This window comes from Flagellimonas amoyensis (assembly GCF_003058265.1).
In the GTDB taxonomy this organism is placed as follows: domain Bacteria; phylum Bacteroidota; class Bacteroidia; order Flavobacteriales; family Flavobacteriaceae; genus Flagellimonas; species Flagellimonas amoyensis.
Map to the genome: position 1 here is coordinate 234,340 of NZ_QBUK01000007.1, position 18,865 is coordinate 253,204.

Below are 18,865 nucleotides of genomic sequence, written 5' to 3' on the forward strand. Positions count from 1 at the left end.
GGGTAAGTCTGCTATATATCATCCGTCCGTTTTTTTACTCTTTTCAATAATTTAGTACAACAGAATTTTTCATCATGAAAATCTTAAAATTTGGTGGCACTTCCGTGGCCAATCCAGACAATATTCGCAAAGTCAAATCCATTGTCGAAAAAAACAACAGTGAACAGATAGCGGTCGTTGTCTCCGCTTTTGGTGGAGTTACCGACCTTTTGTTGGACACTTCCCGCTTGGCTTCCAACCAAGACCCCGCTTATAAAGAATCCCTAAAGCAAATCGAGGACAGACACATTTCCGCCATCAGGGAACTTGTCCCAGTCCGCGCACAGAGCACCGTGTTGAGCAAGGTAAAAAGCGACCTCAACACTTTGGAAACCCTGTTGGAAGGATCTTTTTTGATCGGTGAGCTCACCCCAAAACTTTCAGACAAGATCGTAAGCTATGGTGAGTTGCTCTCTTCCTATATCATCAGCGAATTTTTCAAATCCGAAGGATTGGATGCCGCTTTCAAGGACAGCCGCGAGCTCGTCATCACGGACAATAACTACGGCAAGGCAAATGTGGATTTTGAGAAGACCAATGCCAATTGCAATGCCTTTTTTAGCGCGGATGCACATAAGATCACCGTACTTCCCGGGTTTGTGGCGTCGAGCAGATCGGGCAATTCCACCACTTTGGGCAGGGGCGGTTCGGATTATACAGCGGCCATCATTGCGGCGGCACAACAGGTAAGTCTCCTGGAAATCTGGACCGATGTGAGCGGTATGTACACAGCCAATCCCAAACTGGTAAAGCAGGCCAAATGTGTTTCCCATATCAGCTATGAGGAGGCCATGGAACTTTCACATTTTGGAGCTAAGGTGCTCTACCCGCCCACAATCCAACCCGTTTTGGGCAAAGAGATTCCCATTGCCATCAAAAACACCTTTGAGCCTGAGAATCCGGGCACTTTGATTGCCAAGAACAATAACGGTAATGGAAAGACGGTCCGCGGAATCAGCCATGTGGGCAATATCAGCCTTTTGTCCCTCGAAGGGCCGGGCATGATCGGTATCCCTGGAATCTCCAAGCGGTTTTTCGAGACCCTTTCGCTCAAAAACATCAGCATTGTGCTAATCACCCAGGCCTCTTCCGAACATTCCATCTGTGTGGGCATTGCGGACGAGGATGTTGATGTGGCCGCCGAAGCGGTGAACGACACCTTTGCCTATGAGATCTCCAGCAAGAAGATAAAACCCGTGATCGTTGAAAAGGACCTTACCATTGTGGCATTGGTGGGCGACAATATGAAAAGTCATCAAGGTCTGAGCGGTAAAATGTTCAGCACCTTGGGCAAGAACAATGTGAACATCAGGGCCATCGCCCAAGGCGCATCAGAACGGAACATTTCGGCGGTCATCAAAAAGGATGATGTGAAAAAAGCGCTCAATTCGCTGCACGAGACCTTCTTTGAGGAGAACATCAAACAGCTCAACCTATTCGTGATGGGTGTGGGCAATGTGGGATCCAAGTTCCTTCAACAGATTCGTCAACAGAAAAAATACCTGAAGGAAGAGCTCAAACTCAATATCCGGGTCATCGGCATCAGCAACTCCAGAAAGATGGTCTTTGATGAGAACGGGATTGCCTTGAAGGATTGGGAAAGCCAATTGGCCAATGGCGAAAAAGCGGACAAACAGGCTTTCTTTGACCGGGTGAAATCCCTGAACCTTCGCAATAGTGTGTTCGTGGACAACACCGCCAATTTGGAAGTGGCACAAAGTTATCCCGATTACCTTAAAAATAGCATTTCCGTGGTGACCTGCAATAAAATTGCGTGTTCTTCGGACTATGCCTACTACAGGGAACTGAAGGAACTGTCCAAAAAATACAATGCACCTTTCCTCTTCGAGACCAACGTGGGTGCTGGATTGCCCATCATCGATACCCTAAAACACCTTATTGCTTCGGGCGACAAGGTGAAAAAGATACAGGCCGTACTTTCCGGCAGCCTTAATTTTGTGTTCAACACTTTCAATGATTCCGTCACCTTTCACGATGTGGTGAAACAGGCCCAGGAACAGGGCTATACCGAACCTGACCCGACCATTGACCTAAGCGGTATCGATGTGATGCGCAAAATCTTGATCTTGGCCAGGGAAAGTGGGAACCAACTGGATATCGACAGCATTGAAAACGAATCGTTTTTGCCCCAAGAAAGCTTGGAAACCAATTCCAACGATGCCTTTTTTGAGTCCTTGAAAAAATATGAGACCGATTTTCAGGCTATGTACAAGGAAGCCGCCAAAATGGACTGTAAGCTAAAATATGTGGCCCAGTTCGAGGATGGCAAGGCCAAGGTAGGTCTGCAAAGGATCCCAAAGGGACATGATTTTTACAATTTGGAAGGTAGCGACAACATTGTGCTGTTCTTCACAGAGCGCTACCCCAACCAACCCATGATCATAAAAGGGGCCGGTGCAGGTGCCGATGTCACCGCATCGGGTATCTTTGCCGATATCATACGAATCGGAAATTTTTGACCATGGAAGAAATCAAAATATTCTGCCCCGCCACCATTGCCAACGTTTCATGCGGGTTCGATGTGCTCGGACTCGCTTTGGAATCTGTGGGCGATGAGATGATCGTTAGAAAGACCACAGAAAAAGGCATCCGGATTACTAAAATTATCGGACAGGACCTTCCTCTGGAAACCGAAAAAAACGTTTCGGGCGTAGCAGGCCTGGCCCTTTTGGCAAAAAGTGATTACGACGGTGGGTTCGAGATAGAAATCGATAAGCGGATAAAACCGGGAAGTGGTATCGGCAGCAGTGCAGCAAGTTCCGCAGGTGCCGTTTGGGCCATGAACGAACTGCTGGGAAAACCGTTTTCCAACTTGGAACTGGTACAATTTGCCATGCAGGGCGAAAAACTGGCCAGTGATGTGGCCCATGCCGACAATGTTGCCCCTGCCATTTATGGCGGGTTCACCTTGGTACGGAGTTATGATCCATTGGACATCATTTCCATACCCACCCCTTCCGAATTGTATGCCACCGTAATCCATCCGCAGATAGAGGTCAAGACCTCCGATTCCCGAAAAATACTGAAAACGACCATTTCCTTGGAAAAGGGCATCCAACAATGGGGAAATCTGGGTGGATTGATTGCGGGTCTTTTCCAAAGTGATTATGACCTCATCGGGCGTTCCCTCCACGACCATATCGTGGAACCCATCCGTTCCATCCTTATACCGGCCTTTGACGATATCAAGGCCAACGCACTTAAGGCCGGGGCACTTGGAAGTGGGATATCAGGTTCAGGGCCTTCCATTTTTGCCCTCAGCAAAGGGGAAGAGCATGCCAAAAAAGTGGCCCAATCCATGAAGGAAACCTACCAACCCATCGGAATCGATTTTGACATACACATCTCCAAAATAAATGCCCAAGGCGTAAAGATAATAGACATAAGAGATTAGAAAATAGACGTAAGCCCCATGACCTTTACCTTTCAATTGACCGCTCATCGCACAATGCCTTGGACTTCTGATAAAATCAATTCGATCACATATAAATATGTTTATTAATCTAAATTTATTCGTGTGAAATTCTACAGCCTAAACAACCAAAATATACAAGCCTCATTTAAAGATTCTGTCATTGCAGGTATCGCTCCAGACAAAGGACTATATTTCCCAGAGCGCATCGATGCATTGTCTCCTGCCTTTTTTGATGAGATCGAATCCCTGTCCGACCATGAGATTGCTTTCAGGGCCATCCATCAATTTGTGAACGGGGACATTCCCGATGATGTGCTGAAAGAAATCATCGCGGACACCTTGGATTTTGAATTTCCTGTGGTGGAGATCGAGGACAATGTGGCCACCTTGGAACTTTTCCATGGCCCAACCATGGCTTTCAAGGATGTGGGGGCTCGGTTCATGGCCAATTGCCTTGGTTATTTTTCGCAAGGGGAAAAACAGGATGTTACCGTTTTGGTGGCCACTTCAGGGGATACCGGGGGTGCTGTTGCCAATGGTTTTCTTGGAGTTGATGGCGTAAAGGTCGTTATCCTCTACCCTAGCGGAAAAGTGAGCGATATCCAGGAAAAGCAACTGACCACCTTGGGGCAAAATATCGAGGCCATGGAGGTGCATGGCACCTTTGATGATTGCCAACGCATGGTCAAGACCGCTTTTTTGGATTCGGGCATAACGGACCATAAAAAGCTCACTTCAGCCAATAGCATCAATGTGGCTCGATGGCTGCCCCAACTGTTCTACTTTTTGTTCGCCTACAAGCAGGCCAAATCCAAAAGAAGGGGAATCGTGTTTTCGGTACCTTCCGGAAATTTCGGGAACATCTGCGCCGGCATGGTGGCCCAAAAATTGGGGATGCCCGTACAACATTTCGTGGCCTCCACCAATGTGAACGACGTGGTTCCCAAATTCATGGAAAAGGGAACTTATGAACCCGTTCCTTCCGTTGCCACCATTTCCAATGCCATGGATGTTGGGGACCCGAGCAACTTTATCCGTATCAGGCACCTCTACAAAGATGACTTGGACACCCTGCGTGAAAACTTATCATCCTATTCGTTCACGGACGAAATGACCCGAAAGGCAATGAAGGAAGTCCACATCAACACAGGATACGTTATGGACCCGCATGGCGCAGTGGGGTATCTAGGTCTGAAGGAGTACCAAAAAAAGCATCCGGATACCTTTGGTATCTTTCTGGAAACAGCGCATCCCGTCAAGTTCTTGGACGTGGTGGAAGGGACCTTGGGCTTAAGCCCGGCCATTCCTCCCCAAATCCAAAAAGTGATGGACCGAGAGAAAAAATCCCGTATCATTTCCTCTTACGAAGAACTCAAGGAATTTTTGCTGGCCTAAAATCAATCCAGTTTGGGCAGTTTAAAATCGTCCAACGGACTGGGCTGTTTCATCATGGCTTCAATGGCCTCCGTGGTCCTTGGGGCCATCTCGGATAGATTGACCGGTCCGTTTTCAGTGATGAGGATATCATCTTCGATACGCACGGCAATGCCCCACCATTTTTTATCGCACGCACTGCCTTCTGGAATATAGATGCCGGGCTCCACAGTGATCACTGTATTGGGTTGGAACGGTACATAGGTACCTTGATCATGGACATCCAATCCGAGATAATGGGAGGTGCCGTGGGGAAAATAGGTCTTGGTCTCATCTTCGCTCTTGGTAATGCCCAGTTTGAGCAAACCTTCGGCCACCACCTGATAAGCGGCCCTTCCCGGGGCCTGGAACGGAGCTCCTACCACACTAGCTTTTATTCCCGCTTCTTGGGCATTGTAAACGATGTCATAGATGGCCTTTTGTTCTGCGGTAAACTTTCCATTGGCAGGGATGGTACGTGTCACATCGGCCGTATAGCCATGATATTCCGCGCCAAGGTCCATCAGCACAAGGTCGGTCCCGACCTCCATCTTGTTGTTTTCGATGTAATGGAGGATACAACCATTATTGCCGCCACCCACTATGGATGGGTAACCTTCGTATTCGGCACCATATTTTTTATAGACATATTCGTGCACGCCCTGTATCTCGGTCTCCGACATGTTGGGATGCATGGCCTTCATGACCTCGATCTGCCCCACAGCGGAAATCTCGACGGCCTTTCGCAACAATTTCATTTCCTCAGGGGTCTTGGTCTCCCTCAATTTTGCCATGGCCATGGGCAATACCCTGGAATCCAAATTATTGGATTGCCTGACCACCAACACCTTGTCCTTGATTTCCTTGCGAAGGTCATCGTTGGATGCATTGACAAAATCGCTCAGAAATTCATCTTCCTTCATCTCTGGAAAACGGTTCATATACCTTTCGACCGTCTCTACCAACTCATCCGTTTTGCTTCCATCATCCGAAGAGATCATGGCATAGAGCTCGTTTCTGACAGGATTGTAATCTGATGGATAGTTTGCTTTTTCCTTGAATGTCTTTATCAAATCGAAAAGGTCGGCATTGCCACTTTGATCGCGATAATCGTTTTTGAAATCCACAAAGGAGACGATATCGAACTTTGCAAAATCAACGGGAAAGTTGACAAACTCCTTTCCATTATAGACCATATCGAAGCCCAATTTCTCCTTCACGCCTTCAACACCCAACCGTTTCCCGGTCCACTGCTCTGCCCTTGCATTGCGCTCCTGCACATAAATGATCTCGTTGAACTGTTTGCCCGATACATCGGTCTGGGGTTCGGAGAACAGGACCAGCACGGCGTTGGGTTCCTTATATCCCGTCAAATAATAAAAATTGGGGTCTTGGTGGTAAATGTAATCCACGTCGTTCGCCCGGTTTCTTTCGGCATTGGCGAAAAGGACCACCGCGGTATTGGGGGGCAATAATTTTCTGACCTCGTCCCTTCTTTGCTTGTGGAAATCAGCGGACAGATAATCGGTCGGGGTTCCTTGGGCCATGGCCAATGATACCCACATCATAGAGAATAAGGTGTTTCGTATGAGATTTTTCATGTGATCGGTATTTGGCTCAAAATACAACTTTTTATGAAAAGGTCATTCGTAAAAAAAGAGCTTCCATTTTATGGAAATGATAAGAGTTTTAAGCACTTGAATCCTTAATTAATTCTATAAATTTGCCAAGCTTTAAAAATGGTAGAAATGAAAAATACGGCTCTTTTTGAAACACATAAGGCACTCGGTGCAAAAATGGTCCCGTTCGCGGGGTACAACATGCCCGTTTCCTATGAAGGGGTGAACATCGAACACGAAACCGTGCGCAAGGGCGTCGGGGTATTTGATGTTTCGCACATGGGCGAATTTTTGGTCGAAGGACCAAAGGCCCTGGAACTGATTCAAAAAGTGACCACCAACGATGCTTCCAAACTTACCATCGGCAAAGCGCAGTACAGTTGTTTGCCCAACGAGACCGGTGGTATCGTGGACGATTTGATCGTGTACCGCATCAAGGAAGAAACCTACCTTTTAGTGGTGAATGCCTCCAATATCGAAAAGGATTGGAACCACATCTCCAAGTACAACAAGGAAATCGGTGCCGATATGCGCAATCTATCGGACGACTACTCCCTGCTTGCCATCCAAGGGCCAAAAGCTGTGGAAGCGATGCAATCCTTGACCTCTGTAGATCTGGCCTCTATTGGCTTTTACAGCTTTGTTGTGGCTGATTTTGCAGGTATCGATTACGTGATCATCTCTGCCACAGGGTATACTGGTTCCGGCGGCTTTGAGATTTACTGCAAAAATTCCGAAGTGAAACAAGTATGGGACAAGGTCATGGAGGCCGGTGCCAGTTTTGGCATCAAGCCCATCGGATTGGCCGCCCGTGACACCTTGCGTCTGGAAATGGGTTATTGCCTGTATGGCAACGACATCGACGATACCACTTCTCCCCTCGAGGCCGGATTGGGATGGATCACCAAGTTCACCAAAGATTTTGTGAACAGTGGAGCTTTGGCCAAGGAAAAAGAAGAAGGTCCCAAAAGAAAGCTCATCGCTTTCCAGATGGAGGAAAAGGGAATCCCCAGAAACGGTTATCCCATTCTGGACGAAAATGGCGATGAAATTGGAAAAGTTACGTCCGGGACCATGTCCCCCTCCCTTTCCCAAGGAATCGGGTTAGGCTACGTGCCGGCCACGCATTCCGCTTTGGGCACTACCATCCATATCAAAATACGCATCAACAAAGTTCCGGCAACCATTGTGAAATTGCCGTTCTATAAAAACACCTAGACACCATTTGGAGAAAAAGAAGATTCTGATATTAGGGGCGAGCGGATTTGTGGGGAATGCCATATATAAAGAACTCTGCTCCTATTTCGACACCTACGGGACCTATTTTTCCAACCGTTCCTTCTCTACCAACAAGCAATTTTACAGGTATGACCTGGAAGAGGACGATATTTTCCAGATCCTCGAAAAAGTACATCCGGACGTGATCATTTCCGCCCTCCGTGGCAATTTTCCCGCGCAGATTCAGGCCCATCAACACTTGATGGAATATTTGATGAAAAGCAAGGCCAAACTTTACTTCATCTCTTCCGCCAACGTTTTTGACGCTTATAGCAAATACCCTTCCTATGAATATGACAAAACGTTGTCCGAAAGTGTGTTTGGCCGCCTCAAAATAAAGATCGAGAACATGATGATGCGGTTGCCCAAGGAAAAAACGGCCATATTGAGGGTACCCATGGTCTTTGGGAACAAATCGCCCCGGGTCAGGGAAATCAAGGCGCTTCTGGACAGTAACGAGCCCATCGAGGTCTTTCCCAACCTCATCATCAATGTAACAAATGATGATAGGCTCACCCAACAGATCCACTACCTCATCAACCGGAACAAGACGGGAATTTTTCATCTAGGCAGCAGTGACCTCATCCAGCACGAGGAATTCATAAAGGATGTCATCCAGCGCATGGGCAATTACCACCCCATCCTCAAAAGGGTCTACACCACCAATGAGGACCGCTATCTTGCCGCATTGCCGAAGGACAACAAGCTCCCCAAAAATCTACAGATCAACTGCCAAGAAATCATTGACCATCACATTCCGGTATAAGTCCAATGGACTTTTTCATGTGATTTGGTTAACTTTAGAAAAAAGCACAGCATGGAAAAACTGACGGACAACGAAATCGAAAAAGCACTGCAAGGGCTCCAAGGATGGTCTTACAACAATGGAGCCATCTCAAAGTCATTCAAATTCAAGGACTTCAAAGAAGCTTTTTCCACAATGACACGGATTGCCTTTGAGTGCGAAGCACAAAACCACCACCCCAACTGGGAAAATGTCTATAATACCCTGAACATTGCCCTGAACACGCACGATGTGGGCGGTGTGACGCAAAAGGATATCCATTTGGCCCAAAGTATTGAACGTATCGTAGGGGCATAACGATCGAACCGATAAATCCATCTTGACAGCGGAGCTTTTTTTGCTAAATTTGCCCCCATCCATTACCACACAATTACTATGGGAAGAGCATTCGAATTTAGAAAAGCACGTAAAATGAAGCGTTGGGCAGCCATGTCCAAAGCGTTCACCAGAATTGGAAAAGACATTGTCATGGCCGTCAAGGAAGGTGGCCCCGACCCCGATGCCAATTCCAAGCTGCGTGCCGTGATCCAGAATGCCAAGTCGGTGAACATGCCCAAGGACAATATTGAAAGGGCCATCAAAAGAGCTTCGGACAAGAGCCAGGGCGATTATAAAGAGGTCCTTTTTGAAGGCTATGCCCCACATGGGATCGCCATCTTGATCGAGACCGCTACCGATAACAATACCCGTACCGTAGCGAACATCAGAAGTTATTTCAACAAATGCAACGGTAGCCTCGGGACTTCGGGATCTGTGGAGTTCATGTTCGATCACACCTGTAATTTTACCGTTAAGGCGGATGGGCTAGATCCTGAGGAACTGGAATTGGAAATGATCGATTTTGGTGCGGAAGAGGTATTTGCCGATGAGGATGGCATCCATATCTATGCCCCGTTCGAGAATTTTGGTGGCATTCAGAAGGAATTGGAATCCAGGGAAATCGAGATCATTTCCTCAGGTTTTGAGCGTATCCCTCAAGTGACCAAACAATTGTCGGAGGAAGAAGTGGCCGATGTGGAAAAGTTGCTGGAAAAAATAGAGGAGGACGATGACGTCCAGAACGTGTACCACACCATGCAGGAATAACTGGGATCGCACAAAACAAAAGGGCCTGCATTGCGCAGACCCTTAAGCAACCTAAATAAACCCAACCTAAAACTATTTACTGTATAGCTTTTTTAATTGTTGTACAGGTACATGGACGAGGAACTTGCTAGGTCCACGCTCCATGAAGGCGAAACGTTGCCTTCGATGTCCCAACAGTTCTCGAACCCCAAAACCTTACCGTTGCCTATTTCGGAGATGTAGATGGTTTTTGTTTTGGCATCATAGGCCACATCTATCGGATTGCCCAATTGGGTGTAGGACCCTGCAATTCGTTTCTGGCTGGCCAAGGCAATGGTCCCTCCATTTTCCGTAGCATTGATGAGTGCCGTAAAACCGGCCATGGTATGTATGCCACCATCATCCATCGTGTTCGCGGCATCACCGATGTCCGTCATCACAAGAACATCATCCGAAGCACTGTAGGTGATTCCGTGTGTCCTGACTATGCCCTCGATGGTCACCCGCTTGGTGGCCGACAGAACGCAGTCTTCGGTGTTGGCCAAGAAATCGGAGAATATGGCCAGATCACTTGAATTGTCCACCACGGCCAACAGATTGTTCCCCATAAAAGCAATGCCCCAAACATCAAAATCGATATCAAACGTGTTCATCAAGGTGAAAGAAGTACCATTGTAGGAATAGACATAGAATGTATGTTCCATATTGTCGGAGACCACGACCTTGTTTCCATAGACTGCAATTTCCCTAGGACTCATCAAATCCACACTCCCAGAAAAGCCCAGACTTGCAAGAATACCATCCGCGGTCAATGAGAATCCACCGTAATACTCCAGTTGTAAATTGGACCTGGATGCTTGGATCATGAAATCGTTCAATGCCGAATAGTAAATTCCTTCCGAAGAGGTGGAACCGGTAATGATCGTTTTAGAAGTTCCGCTCAAGATATCATAGACCACCACATTTCCATTGGCAGTATTTGTCGTGTAGAGCTGCGTCATTCCCATTTCACTGGCAGAGCCATAATCCCCATCGGTCTCATCACTGGAAAAATAGATGGAAGAGGCGGACGTCAAATCCTTATTGAATGTTGGAGCAATGTTACCACCGGAACCAATGGAGGTAAACCCAAGCACTTTGCCCGTACCAATATCCGATACATAAACGGCATCTGTCTCCGAATCGTAGGCCACGTCAATTGGATTGCCCATGTAAGTTGCCGAACCGGCCACTCTGGTCTGCATGGAAATGGGCAATACCTCTCCATCGGAAAGTGCATCAAACTTGGCCGAAAAATCGGATATCACATGAAAACCGCCATCGTCGTCCGTGTTGGCAGCATCTCCAATGTCCGTCATCACCATCACATCATCCGAACCACTGTATGCTAAACCATGGGTCCTTACAATCCCTTCGATGGTCACCCTCTTGTTCGGATAGAGCATGTCGTCCGTGGCATTGTCCAAGAAATCGTAGAAAACTGCCAAATCACTGGAAATATCCACAACGGCATATAAATCGCTTCCTTTGAAAGCCACCCCCCAGACGGCAAAAGGGACTTGAACCGTTGATTCCAAAGAGAAAGAGGTCCCTGTCTTTTTGTAGACGAAGAATTTGTTGGAGCCATTGTCGGCCACCACGTAGTAATCTCCATAGACCGCCAATTCCCGTGGGCTTTCCAAATCAGCATTTCCGTTAAATGAGATGTCCAAATCTATGTCCGCATCAAGAAGGCCCACTTCGGCAAAGGCTTCCAACCAATTGGAAGAGCGTGAAGCTTGGACCACCAGATCCTCGGTTGCATCATAATAGATTCCCTCTGCAGCCATGGAAGGAGTACCCAAGGTGACTTGTGTGTCATTGGTCAAATCATACTTGGTAATGGCCCCATTCTCGTTGTTGGTCACATATAAGGCTGCCCTTCTTCCATCGACCATCATTCCATCATCATCAGAATACATGTCATCATCCATCATGGCGTTATCGTCCTCGTTGCACGAGACGAAAGCCAAAAAGAGGGTCATGATTCCCCATTTTAAAATCGAAATTTTCGTAGTGTGTTCCATAAGTCTTTATTTGATCAGTACTTTGTCTTACCTACGGAAACACTATAAGGCGGGTTTGGTTTTTGGTTAAAAAAATCACAAAAAATTGAAAATCAATTACTTGAATAGACAATTTTTTGTGATTATCGTTAAATCAACCCTTTATTTCAGTGCACAGTTCACAGGTTTGGAAGCCTGTTGTGCACAGGAGTGGAAGGGTCAGTATTTGTATCGTACAAAGGCCTCCATGGCAGCATAGCTGGCCAACCCAAGGGATTGGTATTTCAGCGCAGTCTCCTTGTTACGGTCCTCTGCCCTGACCCAGAATTCCCTAAGATCCTCCCCTTGGAACATGACCCCATCCTTTTGGGTCTGGTGATAAAATATGGCCTTGCGCTTCCTCAATACCTGAAGTGGGCTCATGGGAACGGCCATCTCTATCTCGTGGATCTCCCATTCGTGCCATGCGCCCCTGTAGAGCCATACCCAGCAATCCTTCATGAACGGCTTCCCTTTCAATTCCTTCAAAGAAGCGAACAGGGCCTCCAAACAGACACGGTGTGTGCCATGTGGATCGGCCAGATCGCCCGCAGCATAGATCTGATGTGGCTTGATCTGCTCTATGATATCGTTCATGATCTGGATATCCTTCTCCCCAAGCGGATTCTTTTTGATGGTACCTGTTTCATAGAACGGAAGGTCCAAGAAATGTACCTGGCTGTCGGGAATTCCCATATACCTTGTGGCACCATAACTTTCGCTCCTGCGGATGGTCCCTTTTACCTTGCGGACAATTTCAGAATCGTAGTCCTCGGCCGTTTTTGCATTGATCTCTTTGATGACCTCTCCAAAAATTGCGGTGTGGGATATGGCATTGGCCACCTCCGCGATCTTGAGTGCCTCATGGTCGGCAACGGCAATGTTACCTGAAGTCTGGTACACAATATGGACCTCATGTCCTTGGGAGACCAAGCGATCAAAGGTACCTCCCATGGAGATCACATCATCATCCGGGTGCGGGCTGAAGATGATCACCCGTTTTTTGGCCGGTTCGGCACGCTCAGGTCGATTCGTATCGTCTGCATGGGGCTTACCACCGGGCCATCCGGTGATGGTGTGCTGTAACCTATTGAATGTCTTGATATTGAGCTCATAGGATGATTGTTCGGAACTCAAAAGGTCCGACATACCAGAGTCGTTATAATCTTTGTCCGTCAACTGTAGTATGGGCTTTCCTTTTTCCAGGCTGAGCCATACCACCGCCTTGTGGGTCAGGTCCGATGTCCAATCGCAATTGCCCACCAACCAAGGGGTATCTATTCGGGTAAGATGCTGGGCAGCTTCCTTGTCCAAAACAAAAGTGGTATTGGGATGTTCCTGTAGATAGGTGGCCGGCACCTCGGAGCTTATCTCCCCTTCCACGGTCTCCTTTACTATTTCTGATTTGTTCTGGCCCCAGGCCATCAATACGATGCGTTTTGCCTTCCGGATGGTCCCTATCCCCATGGTGACGGCCTTTCTCGGCACATTTTCAAGGCCTTTGAAGGCAGGCGCGGCGTCCACACGGGTAATGTGGTCCAAAGTGATGTCCCTGGTCGCCGAATTGAAGTGCGAACCTGGCTCATTGAACCCGATATGTCCCGTACGGCCTATGCCCAACAACTGAAAATCAAGTCCTCCGGCAGCCTCTATCTGTCTTTCGTATTCCTTGCAATAGTCCTGTAGGTCATCCGCAGAAACGGTCCCGTCCGGAATATTGACGTTGCTGGCCGGAATGTCCACATGGTCGAACAAATGCTGGTGCATGAAATAATGGTAGCTCTGGATGTTGTTGCGTTCCATCGGGTAATACTCATCCAGATTGAACGTGACCACATTCTTGAAACTGAGTCCCTCTTCCTTGTGCATGCGCACCAGTTCCTCATAGACCCGTATGGGCGATGATCCTGTGGCAAGGCCCAGCACACAGGTCTGTCCCTTATCCGCCTTTTCCCGGATCAAGGTCGCAATTTCCAGTGCCACTTGTAGCGATCCTATCTTGGAGTCATCAAAAATGACATTGTGTATCTTTTCGAACCGGGTCTCTTCAAACTGTCCGGCAGGTCTATAGGCTATTGATTTCGATAATACCTTTGTTTCCATCTTCATTCATTTAAGGGGGTTAAGTTAGGGATACTTTTATTTTTTTCCAGGTCATAATCAAAAAGGCGCCTGACACCAAAGCAACAACTGTCAATATAGATGCCGATACCCATCGACCATAGATCCAATAGCCAGTGGCAAAAAGAATGCTATAGATGAGCACTGTTCCGACCACCATTGCCAATATGCCGCTGGGGACGCTCCATTTTTTTCCGGTATTGTTCAGTTCCACACCTTCTGCCCTGCCCTGTTGTTCCACTTTTTTCCATCCCGGGCCTCCCGGTTCTATCTTTCTACAAAAATCATAGAGGACCTCTTTGCTCTCGGGTGATGTGGCATAGGTGGCAATGAGCCATGCAATCGTTGTGACCAACACCACCATCGGATATTCGGTCCAATCGGGCAGAAGGCCGGTATCTGTTGCAAATAGGTAATCCCCAAGTGGAGTGAGCTTGAGTACCAGCGATAGGATCCCCGAAATGAACATGGCCGTGATCTCGCTCCACGCATTGATGCGCCACCAAAACCATCGGAGGATGAAAATCAGTCCGGTACCTGCCCCGAACACCAACAAAATTTCAAAAAGCTGAAGGGCGTTCTGGAGCAAAAGGGCCAAAAGGGCGCTCAATACCATCAACCCGACGGTGGACATCCTTCCAACGGCCACCAATTGTTTTTCGCTTGCCTCTGGATTGACCCGTTCCTTGTAAAAATCGTACACGATATAGGATGATCCCCAGTTCAACTGCGTGGAAATCGTGGACATGTATGCAGCGACCAAAGAGGCCAGTACCAGTCCCAACAGACCCGTCGGGAGTTTGGTGAGCATGGCCGAATAGGCCAGATCGTGCCCCAACTTATCATCTGCGACTATGGGAAATGCAGCTTGAAGGCTCTCCAAGTCCGGAAAGACCACCAAGGAGGCCAAAGCGACCAATATCCAAGGCCAGGGCCGCATGGCATAGTGCATGATGTTGAAGAAGAACGTGGCGCCTATGGCGTGCTTTTCATTTTTGGCGGACAGCATACGTTGGGCAATATAGCCCCCACCGCCCGGTTCTGCACCTGGGTACCATGAGCTCCACCATTGAACCGCCAATGGAATGATCAAAAGGGTGATCAAGGCACTTTTGTTGTCCAGATCGGGTAGAATGTTGAGTTTTTCCTTCACGGCTTCATGGGAAAGCAGGGCATCGATGCCCCCGACCTCTGGGATGTTGACCAAGTAATAGGCAGCCCCGATGGCCCCTCCCATGGCCACGAAGAAAAGGACGAAATCCGTATAGACCACCCCCTTAAAACCTCCCACGGCACTGAAGATCACGGTAATGAGTCCTGCGCTCACCACGGTCTGCCAAGGTTCCAGACCCAACATGATGCCCCCTATCTTTATGGCGGCCAAGGTCACCGCCGACATGGTGATGACATTGAAGATGACCCCAAGATAAACGGCCCTGAAGCCCCTGAGAAAACGGGCAGGCTTGCCCCCATACCTGAGTTCGTAGAACTCAAGATCGGTATTCACATTGGACCGTCTCCAAAGCCGGGCATAGACAAAGACCGTCAAAAGTCCCGTCAATAGGAATGCCCACCAGACCCAGTTTCCCGATACACCATTGGTCCGGACAATATCCGTGACCAAGTTGGGGGTGTCCGTGGAAAAGGTGGTGGCCACCATGGAGATTCCCAAAAGCCACCAAGGCATGGTCCTTCCCGAAAGAAAGTATTCCGAACTGCTCTTTCCAGAGCTTTTTGACACGTAAAGACCTATGCTCAGGGTAATGGCAAAAAAGCCAAAAATGATCACATAGTCCAAAGTATTTAATGATATCATAGGTTTGGTTTAAAGTCGGTTGGTCATATTATAAAATTCGATACATATTTTCAATAAATTTCGACATTGGATAGCACTGGGCATCCAAGGGACGCTGTTATCCCCACTTTCAGCTTTTGGGTTTTCAATCCATCCAAGGGTACTATGCGCTTGTAGCCGATAGTGGTCTCATTGGCCACTTGTTTCCAATGGCCCTCTTCCCATGCAAAGATACCGAAAGCCTCCACACGTTGCCCCAACGAAATGTATTCCTGTAAGACCAAATAGTTGATTTTTGTTTCGGCACCCAGATCCATTTCAAAGGAAGCCGTTGTTACGCCATCATCCGTGGCCCAATAGGTGTTGTCATTTCCATCCAACATATTCAGGGCGGCATAGGTTTCATCATTCCCCCGATAGGTATTCGCCGTAATTTTGGCATTATGGGCCAAATCATGTTGAAAAACACTGTCCAATAGCTTTCTAAAACCCAAAAGTGCGGCTACGTCCTTTTCATGAAAAAGTCCCCTTTGATCGGGCGGTACGTTCAACAAGAGCGTGGAACCTCTGCCCACGGAACTCAGGTAGAGGTCGAACAGGTTTTCGGGGGTCCTTACCAATGAATCCTGTGAGGCGTGATAGAACCAGCCAGGCCTTATGGAAACGTCCACCTCGGCGGGAATCCATTTGGTACCACCGGGGGTACCGTGCTGCAAAAGGTCCTCGATCCCTGCCTTACCGGCATAAAGGGTATCTGGGGTAATGGTGTTCCAATTGGTCTTTCCTGCAACGCCCTTTTCGTTCCCCACCCAGCGCAAATCGGGTCCGGCATCGCTAAAAAATAGCACTTGGGGCTGCATGGAGTCCACCATTTGCAAGGTGGTGGGCCAATCGTAATAGCGTTGTCTATCTATGGTCCGTTTCTCCCGCGCGCCTCCATAGTGGCCATCTCCCCCATTGGCACCATCGAACCACATTTCAAATATGGACCCATAGCCCGTGAACAATTCTTGAAGTTGGTCCCTATAATACTGCACGTAGGAGGGCTGTCCATAATCGGACCTGTTCCTGTCCCATGGCGAAAGGTAAATCCCAAATTTTAGACCGTACTTTTTAGCCGCTTCTGAAACTTCCTTTACAATATCGCCCTCTCCTGCTTTATATGGACTATTGGCCACTGAGTGTTCTGTATAGGCGGAAGGCCATAACGCAAAACCATCGTGGTGCTTTGCTGTCAAAATGATGCCTTTGAAACCTGCTTTTTGCAAGGTTTCCACCCATTGTTCTGCATTAAGTTCCTGCGGTTCGAACCATTCCGGAGATTCATCCCCATAGCCCCATTCCTTATCGGTGAAGGTATTGATGGAAAAATGCACAAATGCATTGAGTTCCATTCGGTGCCATGCCATTTGGTCCTTGGAAGGTATTGGACCTATGGGTTCAGGCGGAAGGATTTTTTGTTCTTCATCACATGATGCCCCAAAAAAGACCATCAATACAGCTATGAAACATGTAATTTTTTGCATGGGTATCGGGTATTTGTGCCAGTGAGGTGGCAATGTAAAAAAAGTAAAGGAAGAACGTGTTCTTCCTTTACTTAATTAACTACAAATAAAAACTAACTCTACTAGCTATTTGTTCTGTTGGTCAAATCCCATACGTGCTTTATTCAACATCCCACCATACTCGTGTGGTCAAAAGATCTGGCCCCTGTCTGGAAATCGCCTCGTTGTAGTTCTGTGGATTGTTTACCTGCTCACTTTCAGAGTAGGTCAACCTTCTTGGAATGGTACCATTGGTAACATTACCTGGATAGTTAACCGGCACCAGAACGGGGAAGCCTGTCCTTCTCCAATTGGAGAATGCTTCATATTCATTTAGGAAAGTTGCTGCCCAATACTGCGTATTGATCTGTTCCAAGGCATTTCCGGGATCATATGGATTGTTGATCAAATAATCATCAATGTCCGCAGAAGGAATTGCACCTCCGCCACCATACATCTCAAGCATTTCCATAGCTGCCCTGACCCCATTGTTATAGTGGGTCTCCGCATCACCTGCCAATCCCCATCTCACATTGGCCTCGGCAAGCATGAACTCCACTTCTGCATAAGTCTGGAAGAACATAGGGTCGTCCAATCCGGTGACCAACATTCTATTGGGTTCGGTATAGGCCTGTATATTGGTTTCTCCTGTACTGTCTTCCAACAGACCTGCATCCAGACCATTTGGAAGGCCTTTTTGTGTTGTGGGATCCAAACGTTCTGTTGGCGTTCTTAGAATCGCAGCTCCACCACCGTCAGTTTCTCCAGTATTTTCGGGCAATGAACCCAAAACTGTCAACCTAGGGTCATCATTGTTCAACATGAAGTCCACAAAGGTCTTGCTCAACCTAGGGCTATTGTCAGCAAGGAAAGTCTCTCCATTTCCATTTTGATTGATTCCTTCCGGGCCATTGGTGTGGGGCACATAAAAGATATCAGCATTGGATTCCATGACACCTCCGTTGATTGCTTTTGTAACCCATTCTTGTGCACCTGCGGGATCTACTTTGATCAAACGAAAGCCCAAACGGAGCATGAGGGAGTTTGCCAGTCTTCTCCATTTTTCCTGATCTCCATTATAAATAATATCCGCAGACCCAAAACCAGAAGTTCCGGTTCCCAATGCAGCTGCAGACTCTTCCAATTCGTTCAACATGTCTGCATATATTTCGCTTTGGGGATCGTAACTTGGCTGGAACACACCGTCTATAACGGCCTTGCCTGCCTCACTATAAGGGACATCCCCATAAAGGTCCGTTAACCTGGAATAGGCAAATACGCGCAAAATACGGGTAATGGCCTTCATTTCCTCGGGCCCTCCTTCAGTTTCCAATTGCAATAGCATATCTTCGACTTGCTTGACAACCCCTGTATAATATCTGTCCATAAGGGAAGACGCATATCCCCTATCCCATGTATATTTATCTCCGGCCCAATAGCCCGCAAGTGTTGCCATATGCTGCATCATGGTGGATTGGTATATCAGGTTGGCCCTCCAGTTGTCATAGCGCTCACTGGATGCCAATAGTATTGCGGTTGTGAGTTTGGTAGACACATCTACCTGAACCGGTTTTGTCGGATTCACATTAACGTCTTCAAATCCTTTGTCGCAAGCACCAAGTATGAAGACAAACAGTATTAAATAAATCGATCTTTTCATAATTTC

Annotated in this window: 13 protein-coding genes; 7 read left to right on the plus strand and 6 right to left on the minus strand. The window is 47.6% G+C overall.

Translation table 11 applies throughout. The features are described 5' to 3' along the window. The first annotated feature begins 74 nt into the window (after positions 1 to 74). From thrA to thrC, 3 genes are all read left to right on the plus strand, one after another. On the plus strand, positions 75 to 2,519 hold the full coding sequence (gene thrA / locus DB398_RS11765; RefSeq protein ID WP_108424580.1) for a bifunctional aspartate kinase/homoserine dehydrogenase I: 2,445 nt from the start codon (positions 75 to 77) through the stop codon (positions 2,517 to 2,519). 2 nt (positions 2,520 to 2,521) lie between these two features. Then, positions 2,522 to 3,454, plus strand: coding sequence for a homoserine kinase (locus tag DB398_RS11770; RefSeq protein ID WP_108424581.1), 933 nt, complete (start codon positions 2,522 to 2,524; stop codon positions 3,452 to 3,454). Between the two features lie 123 nt (positions 3,455 to 3,577). Next, on the plus strand, positions 3,578 to 4,870 hold the full coding sequence (gene thrC, locus DB398_RS11775) for a threonine synthase (RefSeq protein WP_108424582.1): 1,293 nt from the start codon (positions 3,578 to 3,580) through the stop codon (positions 4,868 to 4,870). A gap of 2 nt (positions 4,871 to 4,872) precedes the next feature. Here the strand turns inward: thrC and DB398_RS11780 are convergent, their stop codons facing one another. Further along, positions 4,873 to 6,489, minus strand: a complete 1,617-nt coding sequence (locus DB398_RS11780) for an aminopeptidase P family protein (RefSeq protein WP_108424583.1) — start codon at positions 6,487 to 6,489, stop codon at positions 4,873 to 4,875. 147 nt (positions 6,490 to 6,636) lie between these two features. Here DB398_RS11780 and gcvT point away from each other — a divergent pair, with 147 nt between their 5' ends. The 4 genes from gcvT (at position 6,637) to DB398_RS11800 (ending at position 9,676) form a co-directional block, all read left to right on the plus strand. Further along, the gene (gene gcvT, locus DB398_RS11785) at positions 6,637 to 7,725 is read left to right on the plus strand and encodes a glycine cleavage system aminomethyltransferase GcvT (protein WP_108424584.1); all 1,089 of its coding nucleotides are present in this window, start codon (positions 6,637 to 6,639) and stop codon (positions 7,723 to 7,725) included. 7 nt (positions 7,726 to 7,732) lie between these two features. After that, on the plus strand, positions 7,733 to 8,551 hold the full coding sequence (locus tag DB398_RS11790) for a sugar nucleotide-binding protein (RefSeq protein ID WP_108424585.1): 819 nt from the start codon (positions 7,733 to 7,735) through the stop codon (positions 8,549 to 8,551). 51 nt (positions 8,552 to 8,602) lie between these two features. Beyond that, a complete protein-coding gene (locus DB398_RS11795; protein WP_108424586.1) occupies positions 8,603 to 8,887 on the plus strand; it encodes a 4a-hydroxytetrahydrobiopterin dehydratase in 285 nt (94 codons plus the stop codon). A gap of 78 nt (positions 8,888 to 8,965) precedes the next feature. Then, positions 8,966 to 9,676, plus strand: coding sequence for a YebC/PmpR family DNA-binding transcriptional regulator (locus tag DB398_RS11800; RefSeq protein WP_108424587.1), 711 nt, complete (start codon positions 8,966 to 8,968; stop codon positions 9,674 to 9,676). Positions 9,677 to 9,768: 92 nt separating this feature from the next. On the opposite strand, the gene DB398_RS11805 is transcribed toward DB398_RS11800, so the two are convergent. From DB398_RS11805 to DB398_RS11825, 5 genes are all read right to left on the minus strand, one after another. After that, positions 9,769 to 11,679 carry a YncE family protein gene (locus DB398_RS11805; RefSeq protein WP_234416232.1) on the minus strand — a complete coding sequence of 637 codons (1,911 nt, stop codon included), beginning with the start codon at positions 11,677 to 11,679 and terminating at the stop codon, positions 9,769 to 9,771. Between the two features lie 240 nt (positions 11,680 to 11,919). Then, entirely contained in the window at positions 11,920 to 13,842 is a 1,923-nt protein-coding gene (nagB, locus tag DB398_RS11810; protein ID WP_108424611.1) for a glucosamine-6-phosphate deaminase, read from the minus strand. Between the two features lie 19 nt (positions 13,843 to 13,861). Then, positions 13,862 to 15,676, minus strand: a complete 1,815-nt coding sequence (locus DB398_RS11815; RefSeq protein WP_108424589.1) for a sodium:solute symporter family protein — start codon at positions 15,674 to 15,676, stop codon at positions 13,862 to 13,864. Positions 15,677 to 15,726: 50 nt separating this feature from the next. Next, entirely contained in the window at positions 15,727 to 17,181 is a 1,455-nt protein-coding gene (locus tag DB398_RS11820; RefSeq protein WP_234416234.1) for an alpha-L-fucosidase, read from the minus strand. A 139-nt stretch (positions 17,182 to 17,320) separates the two neighbouring features. Further along, positions 17,321 to 18,859: a SusD/RagB family nutrient-binding outer membrane lipoprotein gene (locus DB398_RS11825; RefSeq protein WP_108424590.1), complete on the minus strand. Its 1,539-nt coding sequence runs from the start codon at positions 18,857 to 18,859 to the stop codon at positions 17,321 to 17,323. Positions 18,860 to 18,865 lie beyond the last annotated feature (6 nt).

What these genes read in the sequence shown, in the direction of transcription:
- thrA (WP_108424580.1), top strand. Translation starts at nt 75, where the DNA reads ATGAAAATCTTAAAATTTGGTGGCACTTCCGTGGCCAATCCAGACAAT.
- DB398_RS11770 (WP_108424581.1), top strand. Translation starts at nt 2,522, where the DNA reads ATGGAAGAAATCAAAATATTCTGCCCCGCCACCATTGCCAACGTTTCA.
- DB398_RS11780 (WP_108424583.1), bottom strand. Translation starts at nt 6,489, where the DNA reads ATGAAAAATCTCATACGAAACACCTTATTCTCTATGATGTGGGTATCA.
- gcvT (WP_108424584.1), top strand. Translation starts at nt 6,637, where the DNA reads ATGAAAAATACGGCTCTTTTTGAAACACATAAGGCACTCGGTGCAAAA.
- DB398_RS11795 (WP_108424586.1), top strand. Translation starts at nt 8,603, where the DNA reads ATGGAAAAACTGACGGACAACGAAATCGAAAAAGCACTGCAAGGGCTC.
- DB398_RS11800 (WP_108424587.1), top strand. Translation starts at nt 8,966, where the DNA reads ATGGGAAGAGCATTCGAATTTAGAAAAGCACGTAAAATGAAGCGTTGG.
- DB398_RS11805 (WP_234416232.1), bottom strand. Translation starts at nt 11,679, where the DNA reads ATGACCCTCTTTTTGGCTTTCGTCTCGTGCAACGAGGACGATAACGCC.
- nagB (WP_108424611.1), bottom strand. Translation starts at nt 13,842, where the DNA reads ATGGAAACAAAGGTATTATCGAAATCAATAGCCTATAGACCTGCCGGA.
- DB398_RS11815 (WP_108424589.1), bottom strand. Translation starts at nt 15,676, where the DNA reads ATGATATCATTAAATACTTTGGACTATGTGATCATTTTTGGCTTTTTT.
- DB398_RS11820 (WP_234416234.1), bottom strand. Translation starts at nt 17,181, where the DNA reads ATGCAAAAAATTACATGTTTCATAGCTGTATTGATGGTCTTTTTTGGG.
- DB398_RS11825 (WP_108424590.1), bottom strand. Translation starts at nt 18,859, where the DNA reads ATGAAAAGATCGATTTATTTAATACTGTTTGTCTTCATACTTGGTGCT.